The sequence below is a fragment of the Allobosea sp. GW821-FHT12C12 genome (genome assembly GCF_058807355.1).
The window spans coordinates 214,305-231,895 of the sequence record NZ_JBXAQP010000001.1 but is presented as its reverse complement, the minus strand read 5'-3'; the positions used below and the strand labels follow the sequence as shown (position 1 = coordinate 231,895).

Annotated in this window: 16 protein-coding genes; 5 read left to right on the top strand and 11 right to left on the bottom strand. The window is 67.6% G+C overall.

Annotation, left to right across the window (positions count from 1 at the left end; genetic code table 11):
• Positions 1-8 precede the first annotated feature (8 nt).
• Positions 9-914 (top strand): outer membrane protein, encoded by a 906-nt coding sequence (locus AC1RRW_RS01245; protein ID WP_492898395.1) that lies wholly within the window; start codon positions 9-11, stop codon positions 912-914.
• A gap of 63 nt (positions 915-977) precedes the next feature.
• Here the strand turns inward: AC1RRW_RS01245 and gpmI are convergent, their stop codons facing one another.
• Positions 978-2,492: a 2,3-bisphosphoglycerate-independent phosphoglycerate mutase gene (gene gpmI, locus AC1RRW_RS01240; protein ID WP_492898393.1), complete on the bottom strand. Its 1,515-nt coding sequence runs from the start codon at positions 2,490-2,492 to the stop codon at positions 978-980.
• A 257-nt stretch (positions 2,493-2,749) separates the two neighbouring features.
• On the bottom strand, positions 2,750-3,352 hold the full coding sequence (locus tag AC1RRW_RS01235) for a dioxygenase family protein (RefSeq protein ID WP_492898391.1): 603 nt from the start codon (positions 3,350-3,352) through the stop codon (positions 2,750-2,752).
• A gap of 334 nt (positions 3,353-3,686) precedes the next feature.
• On the opposite strand from AC1RRW_RS01235, the gene AC1RRW_RS01230 reads away from it, so the two are divergent.
• Both AC1RRW_RS01230 and AC1RRW_RS01225 read left to right on the top strand, forming a co-directional pair.
• On the top strand, positions 3,687-4,466 hold the full coding sequence (locus tag AC1RRW_RS01230) for an outer membrane protein (protein ID WP_492898389.1): 780 nt from the start codon (positions 3,687-3,689) through the stop codon (positions 4,464-4,466).
• A 253-nt stretch (positions 4,467-4,719) separates the two neighbouring features.
• Positions 4,720-6,393, top strand: a complete 1,674-nt coding sequence (locus AC1RRW_RS01225) for a formate--tetrahydrofolate ligase (RefSeq protein ID WP_492898387.1) — start codon at positions 4,720-4,722, stop codon at positions 6,391-6,393.
• 9 nt (positions 6,394-6,402) lie between these two features.
• Here AC1RRW_RS01225 and AC1RRW_RS01220 read toward each other — a convergent pair whose 3' ends face one another.
• On the bottom strand, positions 6,403-7,440 hold the full coding sequence (locus AC1RRW_RS01220) for an L-idonate 5-dehydrogenase (protein WP_492898385.1): 1,038 nt from the start codon (positions 7,438-7,440) through the stop codon (positions 6,403-6,405).
• Positions 7,441-7,575: 135 nt separating this feature from the next.
• Between AC1RRW_RS01220 and AC1RRW_RS01215 the strand changes: the two genes are divergently transcribed.
• Positions 7,576-8,343, top strand: coding sequence for an SDR family oxidoreductase (locus AC1RRW_RS01215; protein ID WP_492898382.1), 768 nt, complete (start codon positions 7,576-7,578; stop codon positions 8,341-8,343).
• A 120-nt stretch (positions 8,344-8,463) separates the two neighbouring features.
• Here the strand turns inward: AC1RRW_RS01215 and fghA are convergent, their stop codons facing one another.
• The 8 genes from fghA to ygfZ all read right to left on the bottom strand — a co-directional run bounded on the left by fghA (position 8,464) and on the right by ygfZ (position 16,098).
• The gene (fghA, locus tag AC1RRW_RS01210; RefSeq protein ID WP_492898380.1) at positions 8,464-9,303 is read right to left on the bottom strand and encodes an S-formylglutathione hydrolase; all 840 of its coding nucleotides are present in this window, start codon (positions 9,301-9,303) and stop codon (positions 8,464-8,466) included.
• A 198-nt stretch (positions 9,304-9,501) separates the two neighbouring features.
• On the bottom strand, positions 9,502-10,614 hold the full coding sequence (locus AC1RRW_RS01205) for an S-(hydroxymethyl)glutathione dehydrogenase/class III alcohol dehydrogenase (RefSeq protein ID WP_492898378.1): 1,113 nt from the start codon (positions 10,612-10,614) through the stop codon (positions 9,502-9,504).
• 242 nt (positions 10,615-10,856) lie between these two features.
• Positions 10,857-11,771: a DUF6662 family protein gene (locus AC1RRW_RS01200; RefSeq protein ID WP_492898376.1), complete on the bottom strand. Its 915-nt coding sequence runs from the start codon at positions 11,769-11,771 to the stop codon at positions 10,857-10,859.
• 196 nt (positions 11,772-11,967) lie between these two features.
• The gene (locus AC1RRW_RS01195) at positions 11,968-12,258 is read right to left on the bottom strand and encodes an NUDIX hydrolase (RefSeq protein ID WP_492898374.1); all 291 of its coding nucleotides are present in this window, start codon (positions 12,256-12,258) and stop codon (positions 11,968-11,970) included.
• Positions 12,255-13,865, bottom strand: coding sequence for a malate synthase A (aceB, locus tag AC1RRW_RS01190; RefSeq protein WP_492898372.1), 1,611 nt, complete (start codon positions 13,863-13,865; stop codon positions 12,255-12,257). Before aceB ends, AC1RRW_RS01195 begins: the two co-directional genes overlap by 4 nt.
• 123 nt (positions 13,866-13,988) lie before the next feature.
• A complete protein-coding gene (locus AC1RRW_RS01185; protein ID WP_492898370.1) occupies positions 13,989-14,591 on the bottom strand; it encodes a YfbR-like 5'-deoxynucleotidase in 603 nt (200 codons plus the stop codon).
• The gene (locus AC1RRW_RS01180) at positions 14,588-15,217 is read right to left on the bottom strand and encodes a DNA-3-methyladenine glycosylase I (RefSeq protein WP_492898368.1); all 630 of its coding nucleotides are present in this window, start codon (positions 15,215-15,217) and stop codon (positions 14,588-14,590) included. Before AC1RRW_RS01180 ends, AC1RRW_RS01185 begins: the two co-directional genes overlap by 4 nt.
• On the bottom strand, positions 15,214-16,098 hold the full coding sequence (gene ygfZ / locus AC1RRW_RS01175; RefSeq protein ID WP_492898366.1) for a CAF17-like 4Fe-4S cluster assembly/insertion protein YgfZ: 885 nt from the start codon (positions 16,096-16,098) through the stop codon (positions 15,214-15,216). Before ygfZ ends, AC1RRW_RS01180 begins: the two co-directional genes overlap by 4 nt.
• A gap of 122 nt (positions 16,099-16,220) precedes the next feature.
• Between ygfZ and AC1RRW_RS01170 the strand changes: the two genes are divergently transcribed.
• Positions 16,221-17,558 carry a dihydroorotase gene (locus tag AC1RRW_RS01170; RefSeq protein WP_492898364.1) on the top strand — a complete coding sequence of 446 codons (1,338 nt, stop codon included), beginning with the start codon at positions 16,221-16,223 and terminating at the stop codon, positions 17,556-17,558.
• Positions 17,559-17,591 lie beyond the last annotated feature (33 nt).

The following is a 17,591-nucleotide window of genomic DNA, read 5'->3' as shown; positions in this document are numbered from 1 at the left end:
ACACTGCCATGGGCAGCCTGAAACTCTACGCGCTGGCGGGCGCCATGGCCGTCAGCTTCGTCGGCGGCGCCCAGGCGGGCGGCGACCTGGTCTATCGGCAGGCTCCGCCGCCGCCGCCTCCGCCTCCGCCGCCTGCCTATGAATCGGTCGGGCTGAAGGGTTCGATCTCGAGCGGCGTCTATCTGCGCGGCGACATCGGCGTCGGCCAGCTCAAGGTCAGGAAATACGAGCAGATCGACGTTCGCAACGCCGGCGGCACGTTCAAGGGCGAAACCGAGAACCAGTCCGTCTTCGCCGGCGCCGGCATCGGCTATCGCTTCAACAACTGGTTCCGCCTCGACGGCACCTTCGAATATCGCGGCGCCTCCTCGATCGGCGTCAGCGATTATCTGACATACAATAACGGCTTCGGCATCGTGCAGCAGACCAACACCTACAAGGGCAACCTGTCCTCGATGGTCGCGCTGTTCAACGGCTATATCGATCTCGGCACCTGGAACTGCCTGACGCCCTATATCGGCGCCGGTATCGGCTATGCCAGCAACACGATCAGCGGCCTGACCGACCAGGGCATCGTCTTCGCCGGCGGTCCGTCCTCGGCGACGCTCGGCACCGCGGGCAAGGGCGACAAGTCGGGCGTGGCCTGGGCGCTGATGGCCGGCCTCGGCTACGAGGTGAACAAGAATCTCACCCTCGAGATCGGCTACCGCTACCTGAACCTCGGCGAAGGCCAGTCGGGCCGCATCCAGAACGCCTTCATCGCGCAGAACTACGCGCCGCTGAAGGCCAAGGATATCGAAAGCCACGACATCAAGATCGGCATGCGCTGGAACTTCGGCGAGCCGGAGTGCTGCGGCCCGGTCGAGCGCCCGGTCCCCTATACGCCTGCTCCCCCCATGGTCCGCAAGTACTGATCGTCGAAATCGATCCAGAGACAGGCGGCGCGGGCCTCGGTCCGCGCCGTTTTCCGTTCCGGCTCAGCGCAATAGCGAGCGTCCGGTCATCTCGGCCGGCTGCATCACGCCCAGCAAGGCCAGCAGGGTCGGCGCGACATCGGCGAGCCGGCCGTCGGCCAGCGCCCCCGCGTGGCCGCCGATCAGCATCGCCGGGACGGGACTGGTGGTGTGGGCGGTGTGCGGCGCGCCGGTGACCGGATCGACCATCAGCTCGGCGTTGCCATGGTCCGCCGTGACGAAGAGCGCGCCGCCGGCCTGCTCGATCGCCGCCGCGATCCGCCCCAGTCCGGCATCGACGGTCTCGCAGGCCGCGATCGCGGCAGAAAGCACGCCGGTATGGCCGACCATGTCGGGATTGGCGAAATTCAGCACGATCAGGTCGAAGCGGCCGGACGCGATCGCCTCGACGGCCTTGTCGGTCAGCTCGCGCGCCGACATCTCGGGTTTGAGGTCATAGGTCGCGACCTTGGGGGAGGGCGCCATGACGCGCTCCTCGTCGGGATTCGGGATTTCCTCGCCGCCGTTGAAGAAATAGGTGACGTGCGGGTATTTCTCGGTTTCGGCCAGCCTGATCTGGCGCATGCCGGCGCTGGCGACGGTCTCGCCGAGGCCATGGGCCAGGCTCTGAGGCGCGAAGAGTTGCGGCATCAGCGCATCGAGTTCGTTGCCATAGGAGGTCATGCTGACGGCGGAGACCAGCTTCGGCAGGCGCGGACGCGGGAAACCGGCGAAGTCCGGCTCCAGCAGCGGCGCGAGGATTTCGCGGATGCGGTCGGAACGGAAATTGAAGCTCAGCACGGCGTCGCCGTCGCGAATGCCGGCATAGCCGCCGATCACGGCAGGCTTGATGAACTCGTCGGTGACGCCGTCGGCATAGGCGTCGGCGATGGCCGCCCGCGCATCGGCGAAGGGCCGGCCCTCGCCCAGCGCGATCGCGGCCCAGGCCTGCTCGACGCGCTCCCAGCGATGGTCGCGGTCCATCGCGAAATAGCGTCCGCTGACGGTGGCGATGCGCGCCCCGTGCGCAAGACCGGCCTCGAAGGCGGCGAGGTAGCCGGCGGCCGATCGCGGCGGCGTATCGCGCCCGTCGGTGAAGACGTGCGCCGCGACCGGGATGCCCGCCTCCGCCAGCACCCGCGCCAGCGCCAGCGCGTGGTCCTGATGCGCATGCACGCCGCCGGGCGAGACCAGCCCCATCAGATGGCAGACGCCGCCGCTGCCGGCCAGTTTGTCGATCAGGCCGGACGCGGCGACGATGGTCGCGATCGAGCCCTCGGTGATCGCGGCATTGATCCGGGGCAGGTCCTGCATCACGACGCGGCCGGCGCCGAGATTGAGGTGGCCGACCTCGGAATTGCCCATCTGGCCTTCCGGCAGGCCGACATCGAGCCCGGACGTCTTCAGGAGGGCATGCGGGGACGATGCCCAGAGCCGGTCGAAATGCGGCGTATGCGCCAGCCTGACCGCGTTGTTCTCCACATCCTCGCGCCAGCCCCAGCCATCGAGGATCATCAGCATCACGGGGCGGGTCGGCATGGTCGGTCCTCAAAGCGTCGCGGCAGGGGGCAGCGCGCGATAGCACAGCCACGGGACCGCGGCGAGACGGATGCGGATTTGCGTGAAGCGCCATCTCGACGAGATCTCGGCGCGGCCGGCGGCGCGGCGCGCTGTCGCGCCGAAGGCCGGCTTCGCCTTCAAGACGGAGCTCGACGACGAACCAGGCGGATCCTGTTTCCGCAAAACGCCCATCTCCTCGCCCGAACCTCAAGCCGGACGTCGCCCGACGCCTCGTCTCAGGCGGCGATCACGAAATCGAAGCGGCCGAGCCTGCCGCCCTCGGCCGGGCTCAGCCGCATCAGCAGGCTGCGGTCGAAAATGCCGTCGCGGACGTTCGCCGCCTCGTCGGGAAAATAGAGCTGCGTCGTCAGCACCGGCCCGTTGCCGGCCCCGACCTTGACGTGGAAATGCCGCGTCCGGCCGGGATAGAGCCCGGGCATCCGGGTGATGAACTGGTAGCGGCCCCGGTCATCGCTGAACTGGTGGCCGCGGAAGCGAAAGCCGGCATTGTCGTACGCGCCGGCGCTGTCGGCGTGCCAGAGATCGAGCAGGGCGCCGGGCACCGGCTTGCATGACCTGGTCAGGACGAAGCCGGAGAGAACCAGCAGTTCGCCCGGTCCGTCGCCGCGCAGATCGGCCTTGGCCGGCGAGGCCGGGGTGAAGTAGGGCCCCTCGGTCTGCCGCCGGGTGGCTTGGGCCGGCGCGCCGCAGGACGGCGTCAGCGGCAGCGCCGCGGCCTGCGCCTGCGCGCCCTGCGGCAGGGCCAGCGCGGCGAATCCGGCGGCCGACAGGCTGGCGATCAGCCGTCTTCGGTCCGGATCGTTGCTAGACATGGTCATGGGTCCCGATTCCACTGGCGCCCGATTCGGCAGGGCAGGCGCAAGGCAAGATTTCGTTAAACATAAGCCGCCCGCACCCTCGCGGGCGCGAGCCAAATCATAACGAAATCGCGGCGGTTCAACAGGGCAGAAACTTAATGAATATTAGGATTACAGCCCAAAAACGGCGTTTCAGTCGCTGATCACGCCCCTGTGATCTGACGAAATCCCTCGAATTTGACGTATTTGGGCTCGGGTGTTGCACGAAAGCGATAGCGCCTCCGGTCGCGCTGCGTCATGCAAGAGCCAGCGACAATCACCGGCTGACAAGCGCCAGCAGTTCTTCGGAGTTCCCATGACCAAAGGTATCCTCGCCACCCTGGCGCTCGTTGCTCTCGGCGGCACCGCCTTCGCGGCCGACCTGCCGTCGCGCAAGGGCCCGGTGTACGCCCCCGTCGCCCCGATCTTCACCTGGACCGGCTTCTATGTCGGCGTGAACGCCGGCGCCGTCTTCACCGACAACAAAATCCGCACCGAGGGCAACACCGCCTTCACCATCGGCAACGTGCTGGCCGAGCGCCGTCCGTCGTCGATCGGCAACGATGAAGTCGGCTTCGTCGGCGGCGCGCAGGTCGGCTACAACTACCAGATGGGCGCTCTCGTCCTCGGCGTCGAGGCGGACATCCAGTACACCGACATCAATTCGCGCACCTCGCGCGTCGGCACCAGCGGCGCCAACTCCGTCTTCGCGCAGGAGATGGACTATCTCGGCACCGTCCGCCTGAAGGCCGGCTACGCGATCGACCGCTTCCTGGTCTACGCCACCGGCGGTCTCGCCTATGGCGACGTCTCGAACCGCGCGACGTTCTTCAACGCCGCCATCCCGACGCAGGTCGACTATATCGGCCGCAGCAGCGATATCGAGCTCGGCTACACCGTCGGCGCCGGCGTCGAATACGCGATCACCAACAACCTCTCGATCAAGGCCGAATACCTCTATTACGACCTCGGCACCAAGAAGGTCGGCGTCAACCAGCAGAACTTCGGTCTGGCCGCCGGATCGTATGTTTCGCGCTTCGAGAACGATGGCCACATCGTGCGCGCGGGCCTGAACTACCGCTTCAACACCTTCTGAGATTTGCATCTCGCCGAGACCTGGCGTCTCGGCGCCGCGATCAGGCCCCCGCTTCGGCGGGGGCCTTTTTCGTTGCGTCAATTGCGTGCCGGGATGGCCGGTTAGGCCGCGTTCCGAAGTCGCCATTGCGCGGCGAGACGGGCCGGTCCGGCGGCCATGCGCGGAAACGATTGCCGGCGAGGCGGCTTTCGCGGCAAGGTCGCGGCAACGAATCCGCGCGGGCCTCGAGCCAAAGCGCCGCCGAGGAACCGGAATGCCGACCGATATCGAGATCGCGCGCGCGGCGACGCTTCAGCCGATCGCCGCCATTGCCGAGCAGGCCGGCATCGCCACCGAAGCCCTGAACCCCTACGGCAAGCACATCGCCAAGGTCGATACCACGGCCATCCCCGGCTTCGCCGAGAAACCCGAGGGCCGGCTGATCCTCGTCACCGCGATCAACCCGACGCCGGCCGGCGAGGGCAAGACGACGACGACGGTCGGCCTTGGCGACGGCCTCAAGCGCATCGGCAAGCGCACCATGATCGCCCTGCGCGAACCTTCGCTGGGCCCCAGTTTCGGGGTCAAGGGCGGCGCGGCCGGCGGCGGCCATGCCCAGATCGTGCCGATGGAGCAGATCAACCTGCACTTCACCGGCGATTTCCATGCCATCACCTCGGCCCACAACCTGCTCGCGGCGCTGGTCGACAACCATGTCTACTGGGGTAATTCGCTCGGCCTCGACACGCGCCACATCGCCTGGCGTCGCGTGATGGACATGAACGACAGGGCGCTGCGGTCGACCGTCTCCTCGCTCGGCGGGGCAAGCAACGGCTTTCCGCGCGAGGATGGCTTCGACATCACCGTGGCGTCGGAGGTGATGGCGATCTTCTGCCTGGCCAGGGATCTGACCGATCTGGAGGAGCGGCTCGGCAGGATCGTCGTCGGCCGGACCCGCGACAAGCGCCCGGTGAGCGCCGCCGACCTCAAGGCGACGGGCGCGATGAGCGTGCTGCTCAAGGACGCGGTGATGCCGAACCTGGTGCAGACGCTGGAGGGCACGCCGGCCTTCGTCCATGGCGGCCCCTTCGCCAACATCGCCCATGGCTGCAATTCGGTGATCGCGACAAAGGCCGCGCTCAGATTAGCCGACTATGTCGTCACCGAAGCCGGCTTCGGGGCCGATCTCGGCGCGGAGAAATTCTTCGACATCAAGTGCCGCAAGGCCGGCCTGAAGCCGGCGGCCGCCGTCATCGTCGCCACCGTCCGCGCGCTCAAGATGCATGGCGGGCTGGCGAAGGACGCGCTCGGAACCGAAAACCTGCCGGCTCTGGAGGCCGGCCTCGCCAACCTCGCCCGCCATGTCGAGAACATCCGCAAGTTCGGCGTGCCGCCGATCGTGGCGATCAACAACTTCACCAGCGACACCGCCGCCGAGCATGCGCTGATCGCGAGCTTCTGCCGCAACCATCTCGGCGTCGAGGCGGTGATCTGCCGGCATTGGGCCGATGGCGGCGCAGGCGCGGAGGAACTGGCGCACAAGGTCGTGGCGCTGGCCGAGGGCGGCGAGGCCGATTTCGCGCCGCTCTATCCCGACGCCATGCCGCTGCGCGAAAAACTCGGCACGATCGCGCGCGAGATCTACGGCGCGGCCGGCATCGCGGCCGACGCGAAGGTCAGCGCCCGCTTCGCCGAACTGGAGGCCGCCGGCCATGGCGCGCTGCCGATCTGCGTGGCGAAGACGCAGTATTCGTTCTCGGCCGATCCGACCCTGCGCGGTGCGCCGAGCGGCCACACCGTCAATGTCCGGGAGCTCAGGCTCTCGGCCGGCGCGGGCTTCGTCGTGGCGATCTGCGGGGACATCATGACCATGCCCGGCCTGCCGCGCGAGCCGGCGGCCGAGCGCATCCATATCGATGCCCAGGGGCGGATCGAGGGGTTGTTCTGACGATGGTGGTCAGCCGAACGCAAGCTGCACCTTCATCGCCTTGCTCTTGTCGGCCGCCAGATCGAACGCCTCGACCGCGCGCTCGACCGGGATCGAGGCCGTCAGCAGCGGCGACAGGTCGATGCTTCCAGAGCCGATCATCGCCACCGCCCAGTCGAACTCCTCGTGGAAGCGGAACGAGCCGCGCAGCTCGAACTCCTTGGCGACGAGCACGTTCATCGGCAGGGTGAACTGGCCGCCGACACCGATCTGCACGATGACGCCGCCCGGCCGAACCACATCGAAGGCGCCGGTCAGCGCATGCTGATTGCCCGAGGCCTCGAACATCACGTCGAAAGCGCCTTTCTCGGCGCCGTATTCGCCTTTCAGCCGCTCGGGCTCGGCCATGACGTTGATCGTCGCGCTCGCGCCCATGGTCAGCGCGGTCGGCAGCGGCCCGTCGACCACGTCGGTCGCGACGATCTCGGCCGCGCCGGCCGCCTTGGCCGCGACCATGGCGAGTATGCCGATCGGGCCGGAACCCGTCACCAGCACGCGCCTGCCGAGCAGCGGCCCGGCGCGTTTGGCGGCGTGGAGGCAGACCGAGAGCGGCTCGGCGAAGGCGGCCATCGCGGCGCTGACGCCGTCCGCGACCTTCACCGCCTGACGCTCCTCGACGACGAGGATGTCGCGGAAGCCGCCCTGGACATGGGGAAAGCGCATCGCCGAGCCGTAGAACAGCATGTCGGTGCAATGCTGCTGCTGTCCGCTTTGGCAATAGCGGCAGCATCCGCAGGAGCGGCTCGGATTGACCGCGACGCGGTCGCCAGTTTTCACGCGCGAAACTTCGCCACCGACCGCCTCGACCGTGCCGGCGATCTCGTGGCCCAGAATCATCGGCTCGCGGACGCGGATCGCGCCGAAGCCGCCATGCAGGTAGTAATGCAGGTCGGAGCCGCAGATGCCGCCGGCCTCGATCCGCACGCGGACGTCCTGCGGGCCGAGTTCGGGGGCGCTCGTCTCCTCGACGCGCAGATCCTTCTCGGCATGGATGACGACGGCGCGCATGGCGGTTCTCCCGGCGCAAGGCTCGGCGGACGCGATCGCCTTGCGGTTGTCTAATCGATTGAATGATGCTTAGCGAAACCGACCCCGCCGAGGCAAACCCAAACTGCCCGGCGAGACATAAACGAGGAAACGCCGATGTCGCTCTCCCTGTTCAGCCTCGAAGGCAAGGTCGCCCTGGTCACGGGCTCGGGGCAGGGCATCGGCCTCGCCATCGCCGAGGGCCTGTCGCAGGCCGGCGCGCATGTCGTGCTGAACGGCCGCGACGGAGGCAAGCTGGAGGTCGCGCGGAAGGCGATCGCGGCGGCCGGCCGCAACGTCTCGATTTCGGCCTTCGACGTCACCGACCAGGCGGCCGTCGAGGCGGGCGTGGCGAGCGTCGAGGCGCAAGCGGGCCCGATCGACATCCTGATCAACAATGCCGGCATGCAGAAGCGCGGCGCCTTCACCGAGTTCCCGGCCGCCGACTGGCATCAGCTCATGGCGACCAACCTGCATTCGGTCTTCTACGTCACGCAGGCGGTGACCAAGCGCATGGTGCCGCGCAAGCGTGGCAAGGTCGTCAATATCGGCTCGGTGATGAGCGAGCTCGGCCGGGCGACGATCGTGCCCTACACCGCCAGCAAGGGCGCGGTGAAGCTGATGACGCGCGGGCTCGCCGCCGAGCTCGGCAAGCACAACATCCAGATCAACGCGATCGGGCCGGGCTACTTCGCGACCGAGATCAACACGGCGCTGCTGGCGGACGAGGCCTTCACCGCCTGGGTCGCGAGCCGCACGCCGGCCGGACGCTGGGGCGAGACCAGGGAGCTTGTGGGTGCTGCGATCTTCCTGTCCTCGGCGGCGTCCGACTACGTCAACGGCCATCTGCTGATGGTCGATGGCGGCATGACGGCGGTGGTGTGAGATTTACCCCGCCGTCATCACGCGGTTCCGAAAACCACACCCTGTCATCACGGGCGCAGCGATCCCAGATGGACCGGGAGCACCGCTACCCTTGGATTGCTTCGCTGGCAATGACGAGGGTCAGTTCTTCACCAGCCGCTGCGCATGCCAGGCGATGTGCTGGGCCATGAAGGTCGAGACGAAGCTGTAGGAGTGGTCATAGCCCTCGCGCATCGTCAGCGTCAGCGGGATGCCGGCCGTGGCGCAGGCGACCTCCAGGAGCTGCGGGCGCAGGCCCTCCTCCAGAAAGCCGTCGGCGGCGCCCTGGTCGACCAGCAGATCGGAGACGCGATGGCCGTCGGCGATCAGCAGCGTCGAATCGTATGGACGCCAGCTCGCCTCGTCGGGGCCGAGATATTTTTCGAACGACGGCCGCGACCAGCCCGCGGTCGAGGGTTGGCTGATCGGCGCGAACGCCGAGACCGAGGCGTAGCGCTGCGGGTTCTTCAGCGCGAGCGTGATCGCGCCATGGCCGCCCATCGAATGTCCGAAAATGCCCTGCCGGCCCATGTCGAGCGGAAAGGCTTGCGAGACCAGCGCCGGCAGCTCGTCTCGGACATAGCTCTCCATGCGGTAGTTCTTCGCATAGGGGGCCTCGGTGGCGTCGAGATAGAAGCCGGCGCCCGAGCCGAACTGCCAGTTCTCCGGCTCGTCCGGCACATCGTCGCCGCGCGGCGAGGTGTCCGGGCAGATGATGGCGATGCCGTAGGCGGCCGCCGCCGCCCGGTATTCGCCCTTGTCCATGACGTTCTGGTGCGAGCAGGTCAGGCCCGAAAGATACCACAGCACCGGAACCGGCCTCTCCTCGCTCTGCGGCGGCAGGAAGATTGCGAAGGTCATCGGACAGGCGCAGGTCTCGCTCTGATGGCGATAGACCCGCTGCGAGCCGCCGAAGGCTTTTGAGGAAGAGAGGAGGTCCATGCGATATCCTTTCGGCCGCAACCCTTGTCATTCCGGGGCTTCGCGCAGCGAAGAACCCGGAACCCACGACTTGGTGCAACCTGCTGGCGACAACAAGGCGAAGTGACCAGGGAGCTGACTTTAGCGGCATCGCAACCGCTCGCCCGGTCGTGGGTTCCGGGTTCGACGCTGCGCGTCGCCCCGGAATGACAAGGGCGCTCAATACACCACCACGCTCCTGATCGACTTGCCCTCGTGCATCAGGTCGAAGCCGTGGTTGATCTCGTCGAGGGCGAGCTTGTGGGTGATCAGGTCGTCGATGTTGATCTTGCCCTCCATGTACCAGTCGACGATCCTCGGCACGTCGGTGCGCCCGCGCGCGCCGCCGAAGGCCGTGCCCTTCCAGACCCGGCCGGTGACGAGCTGGAAGGGACGCGTCGCGATCTCCTTGCCGGCCTCGGCGACGCCGATGATGATCGATTCGCCCCAGCCGCGATGGCAGCATTCCAGCGCCTGACGCATGACGTTGGTGTTGCCGGTGGCGTCGAAGGAGAAGTCCGCGCCGCCGCCGGTCAGGTCGACGATCGCCTGCACGACCTTGTCGTTGCCGATTTCCTTGGGGTTGACGAAGTCGGTCATGCCGAACTTGCGCGCCATCTCCCGCTTGGCCGGATTGATGTCGACGCCGATGATCTTGTCGGCGCCGACCATGCGCGCGCCCTGGATCACGTTCAGCCCGATGCCGCCGAGCCCGAAGACGACGACATTCGCGCCCGGCCAGACCTTCGCCGTGTAGATCACCGCGCCGATGCCGGTCGTCACGCCGCAGCCGATATAGCAGATCTTGTCGAAAGGCGCGTCCTCGCGGACCTTCGCCAGCGCGATCTCGGGCAGCACGGTGAAGTTCGCGAAGGTCGAGCAGCCCATGTAATGGAAGACCTCGCCGCTGTCGCAGGAGAAGCGCGAGGTGCCGTCCGGCATCAGGCCCTGCCCTTGCGTGGCGCGGATCGCGGTGCAGAGATTCGTGCGCCGCGACAGGCAGCTTTTGCAGGCCCGGCATTCCGGCGTATAGAGCGGGATGACGTGGTCGCCGGGCTTCAGAGTGGTCACGCCCGCGCCGACCTCGCGCACGATGCCCGCGCCCTCATGGCCGAGGATCGCCGGGAACTTGCCCTCCGAATCCATGCCCGACAGCGTGTAGGCGTCGGTATGGCAGATGCCCGTCGCCATGACCTCGACCAGCACCTCGCCGGCCTTCGGCCCGCCGATCTCGATGGTCTCGACGGTCAGCGGCTTGCCCGCCTCCCAGGCGACGGCGGCGCGTGTCTTCATGGTCCCAGGTCCTCGCTGACGGCTCCCGGCCGTGAGCGAAGCGCAGCCGGCCGGATCCTATCTAGGGCCGGCTGGCACGGGGCTTGTCAACGCGCGATGCGGCGCGACGGGCTGCGTTTGCGACATCCATGTCATCCGTCATGCTCGACCTTGCGCCGAGCATCCACGTCCTGGACGCAAAGCGCGACGCGCGAAGACATGGAGGCTCGGGACAAGCCCGGCCGTGACGGGAAAGCCCGTCTTCAGAAACTATACGCCGCCTTCACCTTCACCAGATGCTGGCTGAAATTGCTCAGGTCGAGATCGCCCGGCTGGCCCTTGGCCTTGCCGGTGAGCTGGACGTTGTAGGCGGCGGAAAGCGCGAGCTGCCTGGTCGCCTGCCAATAGACGCCGGGACCCGCGAAGGTGGCGTAGCCGGCCTGGTTACTGAGCCCGAGATCGTTGTAGCGGCGCTGGTGGCGGACCTCGCCCGAGAGATAGACCCCCTCGACGACCTGATAAGCCAGCGAGCCGCCGACCGAGAAGGTCGAGGAGCGGGCGTAAGGCGATGGCCCGGTCCAGGTCAGGTCGTGCGAGACGTTCAGCGCCGCATGGAGCTTGCCGGGGATCAGCGTCTTGTCGGCGAAGATGCGGAAGCCGGTGTTGTAGCCGGTGAAGGGGCCACCGAGGGACGGGTCGGTGCGGGTGACGCTCGGGTCGATCACCAGCGTCAGGCCGATGCCGTGCACGTCGCGGCCGAGGATCTTGTATTTGGTCTCGACGCCCGCGCCCCAGCCGCGCGAATCGACGTCGAAGCCGCCGATCGAGGCGTCGGAATAACCGCCGAGCAGATAGGGGCCGACCTCGAGGCAGGGCAGCAGGCCATAGGAGCCCTGCAGCTGGCCGAGATGGCCGGCGAACCGACCGCCGCGGACGCCGAAATTGCCGAAATAGGTCATGCTTGGGCTGAACGAGCCCTTGTCGGCGACGTCCGAGCCGGTGGTGAAGCCGAAGGCGTCGATCGGGATGCCCTCGCTCTCGGAGCAGACCGAGGGCGGCGGCGGGAGCGCGGCCAGGCCCTTGCGCGACGGCAGGTCGGCGGCGGAGACGGCGGAGGCCGCGAGCACGCCGCAGCCGGCGAGAAGGGCGGCGCTCAGGCCGCGCGAAACATGAGACATAACGAGTTCCCCAGCACGACGTGCCGATCTTATGAAAATGCGAATGATTTGCAATAATGAAATTTGATGTCGACCGCGTCGTCCTTTCGTTTCGATCGTGAACGAAGATGGTTAACGGATCGTCGCGAGCGCGGTGGATGCCCGATATTGCGCGGGGCCGGCGGCGCGGTCGAGGGCCGTTGCGACGCCCGCTCCGCTATGACGCGGCATGTGGTTCCCGAGCCACAACCGGCTCCAGCGCCGCAAGCCGCCGCGCCGCGACCGGCGCGATCCCGGCCAGTTCCGCCACCGGCTTCCAGGCGGCGGCATGGACCTCCCCGATCCGCGCGACCAGCGGCGGGGCCGGATCTGCGAGGAAGAGATATTGCAGGTCGTGATGGATATGGGCCGGCTCGTTTCGCGCCGGCTTGCCCGGCACGTCGTGGCTGTCGATGGCGAAGGGGAGGTCGCCGCTGTGACTCCAAATATAACTTTGATTCCCGCTCACAACTTCCCATAAGCCGGCACGGTCAAAAACTCCTCGAACTGCGGAGCCAGCGACAGGGTTGAGAACAGCTCGATCGCCTCGGGGAAGCGGCCCTTGTCATAGGCTTCCGCGCCGAGTTCGCTTTTCACGCGCTCCGTTTCCTCGGTCAGGCAGCGCCTGAACAGCTCGGGCGTCACCTTCGTGCCGCCGTCGACCTCGACGCCATAGGCGACGAACTGCCAGATCTGGGCGCGGCTGATCTCGGCGGTCGCGGCGTCCTCCATCATGTTGTAGATCGGCACCGCGCCGCGGCCGCGCAGCCAGGCTTCGAGATACTGCACGCCGACGCGGATGTTCTCGCGGAAGCCTTCCTCCGAGCGCGTGCCCTGATGGACCTCGAGCAGGTCCTCCGCGGTCACCGAGACGTCGGCGCGGGCCTTGTCGAGCTGGTTCTTCCGCGGCATCAGCCTGTCGAACACCTCCATCGCGACGGGGACGAGGTCGGGATGGGCGACCCAGGTGCCGTCATGGCCGTCGCCGGCCTCGCGCTCCTTGTCGGCCCTGACCTTGGCGAAGGCCGCCGCATTGGCCTCCGGATTGTTCTTGACCGGGATCTGCGCCGCCATGCCGCCCATGGCGAAGGCGCCGCGGCGGTGGCACGTCTTGATCAGCAGCAGCGAATAGGCGCGCAGGAAGGCCTTGGTCATCACGACCTGCGAGCGGTCGGGCAGGACGTAGTCGGCGTTGCGGGCGAGCTTCTTGATGAAGGAGAAGATGTAGTCCCAGCGGCCGCAGTTCAGCCCGGCCATGTGGTCCTTCAGCTCGAACAGGATCTCGTCCATCTCGAAGGCGGCCGGCAGGGTCTCGATCAGCACGGTCGCCCTGATCGTGCCGACCTTGAGACCGAGCGCGTTCTGGGCCGCGACGAAGACGTCGTTCCAGAGCCTGGCCTCGAGATGGCTCTCGAGCTTGGGCAGGTAGAAATAGGGACCGGAGCCGGCACTGAGCGCGGCCCTGGCGTTGTGGAAGAGATAGAGCCCGAAATCGACCAGCGAGCCGGATGCGGCCTCGCCGTCGATCTCGATATGGCGCTCGGGCAGGTGCCAGCCGCGCGGGCGGATGATCAGCACGGCGGGGTTGGGCTTCAGCGCATAGGCCTTGCCGGTGGTCGCGTCGGTGAAGTCGATCTTGCCGGCCCAGCGGTCCTTCAGGTTGAGCTGGCCCTCGATCATGTTGGTCCAGACCGGCGAGGAGGCGTCCTCGAAATCTGCCATGAAGACCTTCGCGCCGCAGTTCAGCGCGTTGACGATCATCTTGCGGTCGACCGGGCCGGTGATCTCGACGCGGCGGTCCTGCAGGTCGGCCGGGATCGGCGCGACGGTCCAGTCGCCCTCGCGGATATGCCTGGTCTCGGCCAGGAAATCCGGGGTCTCGCCGGCGTCGAAGCGCTTCTGGCGCTCGGCGCGCAGCGAAAGCAGGCGCTTGCGCGTCTCGTTGAAGCGGCGCTGCAGGTCGGCGACGAAGGCGAGCGCGGCGGGGGTGAGGATCTCGTCGAAACGATCGCCCATCGCGCCTTTGATCACGACGCCCTTGGGAAGATTCCGCGACGGCTTCTCGACTGCGGACATGGGTTTGCTCCCGGCGTTCTCTGCCTCACTGGCTGGCCCTCAATATGGACTGATGCGATTGCCGTCGGAAGCGTGTGGAATGCGAGAGCAGTTGTTCCGTGAGGGAAACGATCGGCGTGAGCGTCAGACGCCGCCAAGCTCGGCGAAGCGCGCCAGGAATCGCGTCTGCGCGGCTTCGGTCGAAAGCGGCTCCAGCAGCGCCACGACCGCGCGCGGCAGCGCCCGCGGCCGGCCGAAATGGCGCAGCGCCTCTTCGCGTCCGAAGCCTGCGAGTTCGGTCGCCTCCAGAAACGCCGCGATCCTGTCGGCATCCTTGATCCTGCGCTTGAGGACGGCCGGCGTCACGGCGGGCAGGCCATGGCGCAGATGGATCGCAGCCAGCAGCCGCGTCTCGACCGCCTTGTAGGCGTCGCCCATCACCACCTTGAAGGGCGAGATCATGTCGCCGATGACGTATTCGGGCGCGTCGTGCAGCAGCGCCATCAGCCGCCAGGGGGCGCTCCAGTCCGGGTTCAGGTGATCGGCGATCGCCTCGACCAGCAGCGAATGCTGCGCGACGGAGAAGGAATGCGGGCCCCTGGTCTGGCCGTTCCAGCGCGCGACGCGGGCGAGCCCGTGGGCGATGTCGGCGATCTCGATGTCGAGCGGGGAGGGGTCGAGCAGATCGAGCCGGCGGCCCGACAGCATGCGCTGCCAGGCGCGGGGAGCGGGCGGCGGCTTCGTCATGCGCAGGCGGCCGCGCGGCTGTCGCGGGCCAGCGCGGCGCATTCCTCGCGGCGGAAGCAGCCGGCGAGGTGGTCGTTGACCAGCCCGCAGGCCTCCATGAAGGCGTAGACGATAGTCGGGCCGCAGAAGGTGAAGCCGGCGGCCTTCAGTTCCTTGCCCATCGCGACCGACACGGGCGTCTGCGTCGGCACCTCCTCATGGGTGCGGAAGGCGTTCTGGAGACTACGGCCGTCGAGATGCTTCCAGAGGAAATCGGCGAAGGGCTCGCGCTCGCCGATCCTGAGATAGGCCCGCGCGCTCCTGATCGCGCCCTCGATCTTGCCGCGATGGCGGATGATGCCGGCGTCCTGCAGCAGGCGCTGGACGTCGGCCTCGGTGAAGCGCGCCATCGCCTCGGGCTCGAACTGCGCGAAGCCGGCGCGAAACGCGTCGCGCTTGCGCAGGATGGTGATCCAGGACAGCCCGGCCTGGAAGCCGTCGAGGATCAGTTTCTCGAACAGCGCGCGCGAATCATATTCCGGCACGCCCCATTCGGTGTCGTGATAGGCGAGATAGAGCGGATCGGTTCCCGGCCAGACGCAGCGGAATTTTCCGTCAGGCCCCTCGACGGCGGCGCGGCCGGTCATGCGGCGGCCCCGAAACCGGGCTCGCCGGGGAAGGGGAAGCGGATGAACTCCGGCTTCGCCAGCGTGAAGGCGAGACCGCCGGCATCGAGCCGCTCGCCGGCCGCGATCGCGTCCGCGACGCGGTCGAGCCTGAGCATGGCGAGGCCGCGCCCCTTCGCGCAGGAGCCGACCGTTCCCAGCATCTTGCCGCCGGCGGTGGCCTCGACGCCGCTTTCCGGGATCAGCCTCTCGTCGAAGACGATCGGGACGATGCGGGTGCGGGCCGTACCGCGATGCTGCATGCGGGAGACGACCTCCTGCCCGACATAGCAGCCCTTTTTGAACGAGACGCCGTTGAGCTGGTCGAGCAGCGCCTCGTGCGGGAAGGCGTCGCCGTAAGTGAAATCCTTGCCGCCATCCGGCACGCCGAGCGCGATGCGGCGGGCCTGCCAGGCCCCGGCGTCGCGGCATGCGATCTCGGCGACGCCGGCGCGGTCGGTGACGGCGCGGTCGCCGAGCGCGGGCAGGCGCGGATCGGCGTAGACCAGGCCGGCATCCTCGGGCAGCGCGCCGCCCTCCATGGCCGCGATCACCGTGCTGGCCTCGGTCAGGTCGTCGAGCGCGATCCTGGCGCGCAGCCTGTAGAGCTTCAGCCGCTTCATCAGGTCCTGCGTCTGCAATAGCGGAGCGTCGAGCAGGAAGCCGCCGCCATCCTCCGCCGGGACCGCGACGACGAGACAATCGGCGATGATCTTGCCCTGCGGCGTCAGCAGCGCGCCGTAGCCGGCCTGGCCCGGCATAACCTTGTCGATGTCGCAGGTCAGCAGGCCCTGCAGGAAGGGGCTTGCATCCTCGCCCGTGACGCGGATGACGCCGCGATCGATCAACTGCACCGCGGTCATGGCGAGTTCGTTCCTGCTGTTGTTTCCCGTCATTGCGAGCGCAATGGCCGTTTGCGTTTTGCAAACGCGGGCATGGCCGATAGTTAGGCGCTCTCAAGCCCCCGCTCAACCCGGAGACCGCCATGCCCCAGACCTACGACGTCATCCTCAAGGGCGGCACCGTGGTGAACCAGGACGGTCGCGTCGCGCGCGACCTCGGTGTCACGGGCGGCAAGATCGTCGCGCTCGGCGATCTTTCCCGCGCCTCGGCCGGCGAGATGGTCGACTGCACGGGCCTGCATATCCTGCCCGGCGTGATCGATTCACAGGTGCATTTCCGCGAGCCGGGGCTCGACCACAAGGAGGACCTCGAATCCGGCTCGCGCGCGGCCGTGCTCGGCGGCGTCACCTGCGTCTTCGAGATGCCCAACACCAATCCCCAGACGACGAGCGAGGCCGCGCTCGCCGACAAGGTCCGGCGCGGTCGGCGCCGGATGCATTGCGACTTCGCCTTCTGGGTCGGCGGCACGCATGAGAACGTCGCCGACATTCCCGAGCTGGAACGGCTGCCGGGCGCGGCCGGCGTCAAGGTCTTCATGGGCTCGTCGACCGGGAACCTTCTGGTCGAGGACGACGCCGGCGTTTCGGAGATCCTGAAGCACACGCGCCGGCGCGCCGCCTTCCATTCCGAGGACGAGATGATGCTGCGCGAGCGCATGCCGCTCCGGGTGAAGGGCGATCCGTCGAGCCATCCGGTCTGGCGCTCGCCGGAGGTCGCGCTGACCTGCACCAGGCGGCTGGTCAGGATCGCGCGCGAAACCGGGGCGCGCGTCCATATCCTGCACATCTCGACCGGCGAGGAGATGGAATTCCTGCGCGACCACAAGGACGTCGCGACCGTCGAGGCGCTGCCCAACCACCTGACGCTGGTCGCGCCGGACTGCTACGAGCGGCTGGGAACCTACGCCCAGATGAACCCGCCCCTGCGCGACGAGAGCCACCGCAGGGTGATCTGGTGGGGCGTGGAGCAGGGCATCGTCGACGTGCTCGGCTCCGACCATGCGCCGCATACGCATGAGGAGAAGCGCCACCCGTACCCCGAGAGCCATTCCGGCATGCCGGGCGTGCAGACTTTGGTGCCGGTGATGCTCGACCATGTGAACGCCGGCCGGCTTTCGCTGGAGCGCTTCGTCGATCTCTCCAGCGCCGGCCCGCAGCGCATCTTCGGGCTGGAAGGCAAGGGCCGCATCGCCGCCGGCTACGACGCCGATTTCACCATCGTCGATCTGAAGCGCCGGCAGACGATCACGAACGACTGGATCGCCTCGAAATGCGGCTGGACGCCTTATGATGGGGTGACGGTGACCGGCTGGCCGGTTGGAACCTTCGTGCGTGGGCGCAAGGTGATGTGGGAGGGCGAGCTGACGACGCCGAGCCAGGGCGAACCGGCGCGGTTCGTTGAGGCGCTGGAAAGGGGGTAGGGGCGATGGGCTCAACTCTTGTAAATGCAAACC

Coding starts and splice junctions, on each gene's coding strand:
- AC1RRW_RS01245 (WP_492898395.1), top strand. CDS start 9: ATGGGCAGCCTGAAACTCTACGCGCTGGCGGGCGCCATGGCCGTCAGC.
- gpmI (WP_492898393.1), bottom strand. CDS start 2,492: ATGCCGACCCGCCCCGTGATGCTGATGATCCTCGATGGCTGGGGCTGG.
- AC1RRW_RS01235 (WP_492898391.1), bottom strand. CDS start 3,352: ATGACCATGTCTAGCAACGATCCGGACCGAAGACGGCTGATCGCCAGC.
- AC1RRW_RS01230 (WP_492898389.1), top strand. CDS start 3,687: ATGACCAAAGGTATCCTCGCCACCCTGGCGCTCGTTGCTCTCGGCGGC.
- AC1RRW_RS01225 (WP_492898387.1), top strand. CDS start 4,720: ATGCCGACCGATATCGAGATCGCGCGCGCGGCGACGCTTCAGCCGATC.
- AC1RRW_RS01220 (WP_492898385.1), bottom strand. CDS start 7,440: ATGCGCGCCGTCGTCATCCATGCCGAGAAGGATCTGCGCGTCGAGGAG.
- AC1RRW_RS01215 (WP_492898382.1), top strand. CDS start 7,576: ATGTCGCTCTCCCTGTTCAGCCTCGAAGGCAAGGTCGCCCTGGTCACG.
- fghA (WP_492898380.1), bottom strand. CDS start 9,303: ATGGACCTCCTCTCTTCCTCAAAAGCCTTCGGCGGCTCGCAGCGGGTC.
- AC1RRW_RS01205 (WP_492898378.1), bottom strand. CDS start 10,614: ATGAAGACACGCGCCGCCGTCGCCTGGGAGGCGGGCAAGCCGCTGACC.
- AC1RRW_RS01200 (WP_492898376.1), bottom strand. CDS start 11,771: ATGTCTCATGTTTCGCGCGGCCTGAGCGCCGCCCTTCTCGCCGGCTGC.
- aceB (WP_492898372.1), bottom strand. CDS start 13,865: ATGTCCGCAGTCGAGAAGCCGTCGCGGAATCTTCCCAAGGGCGTCGTG.
- AC1RRW_RS01185 (WP_492898370.1), bottom strand. CDS start 14,591: ATGACGAAGCCGCCGCCCGCTCCCCGCGCCTGGCAGCGCATGCTGTCG.
- AC1RRW_RS01180 (WP_492898368.1), bottom strand. CDS start 15,217: ATGACCGGCCGCGCCGCCGTCGAGGGGCCTGACGGAAAATTCCGCTGC.
- ygfZ (WP_492898366.1), bottom strand. CDS start 16,098: ATGACCGCGGTGCAGTTGATCGATCGCGGCGTCATCCGCGTCACGGGC.
- AC1RRW_RS01170 (WP_492898364.1), top strand. CDS start 16,221: ATGCCCCAGACCTACGACGTCATCCTCAAGGGCGGCACCGTGGTGAAC.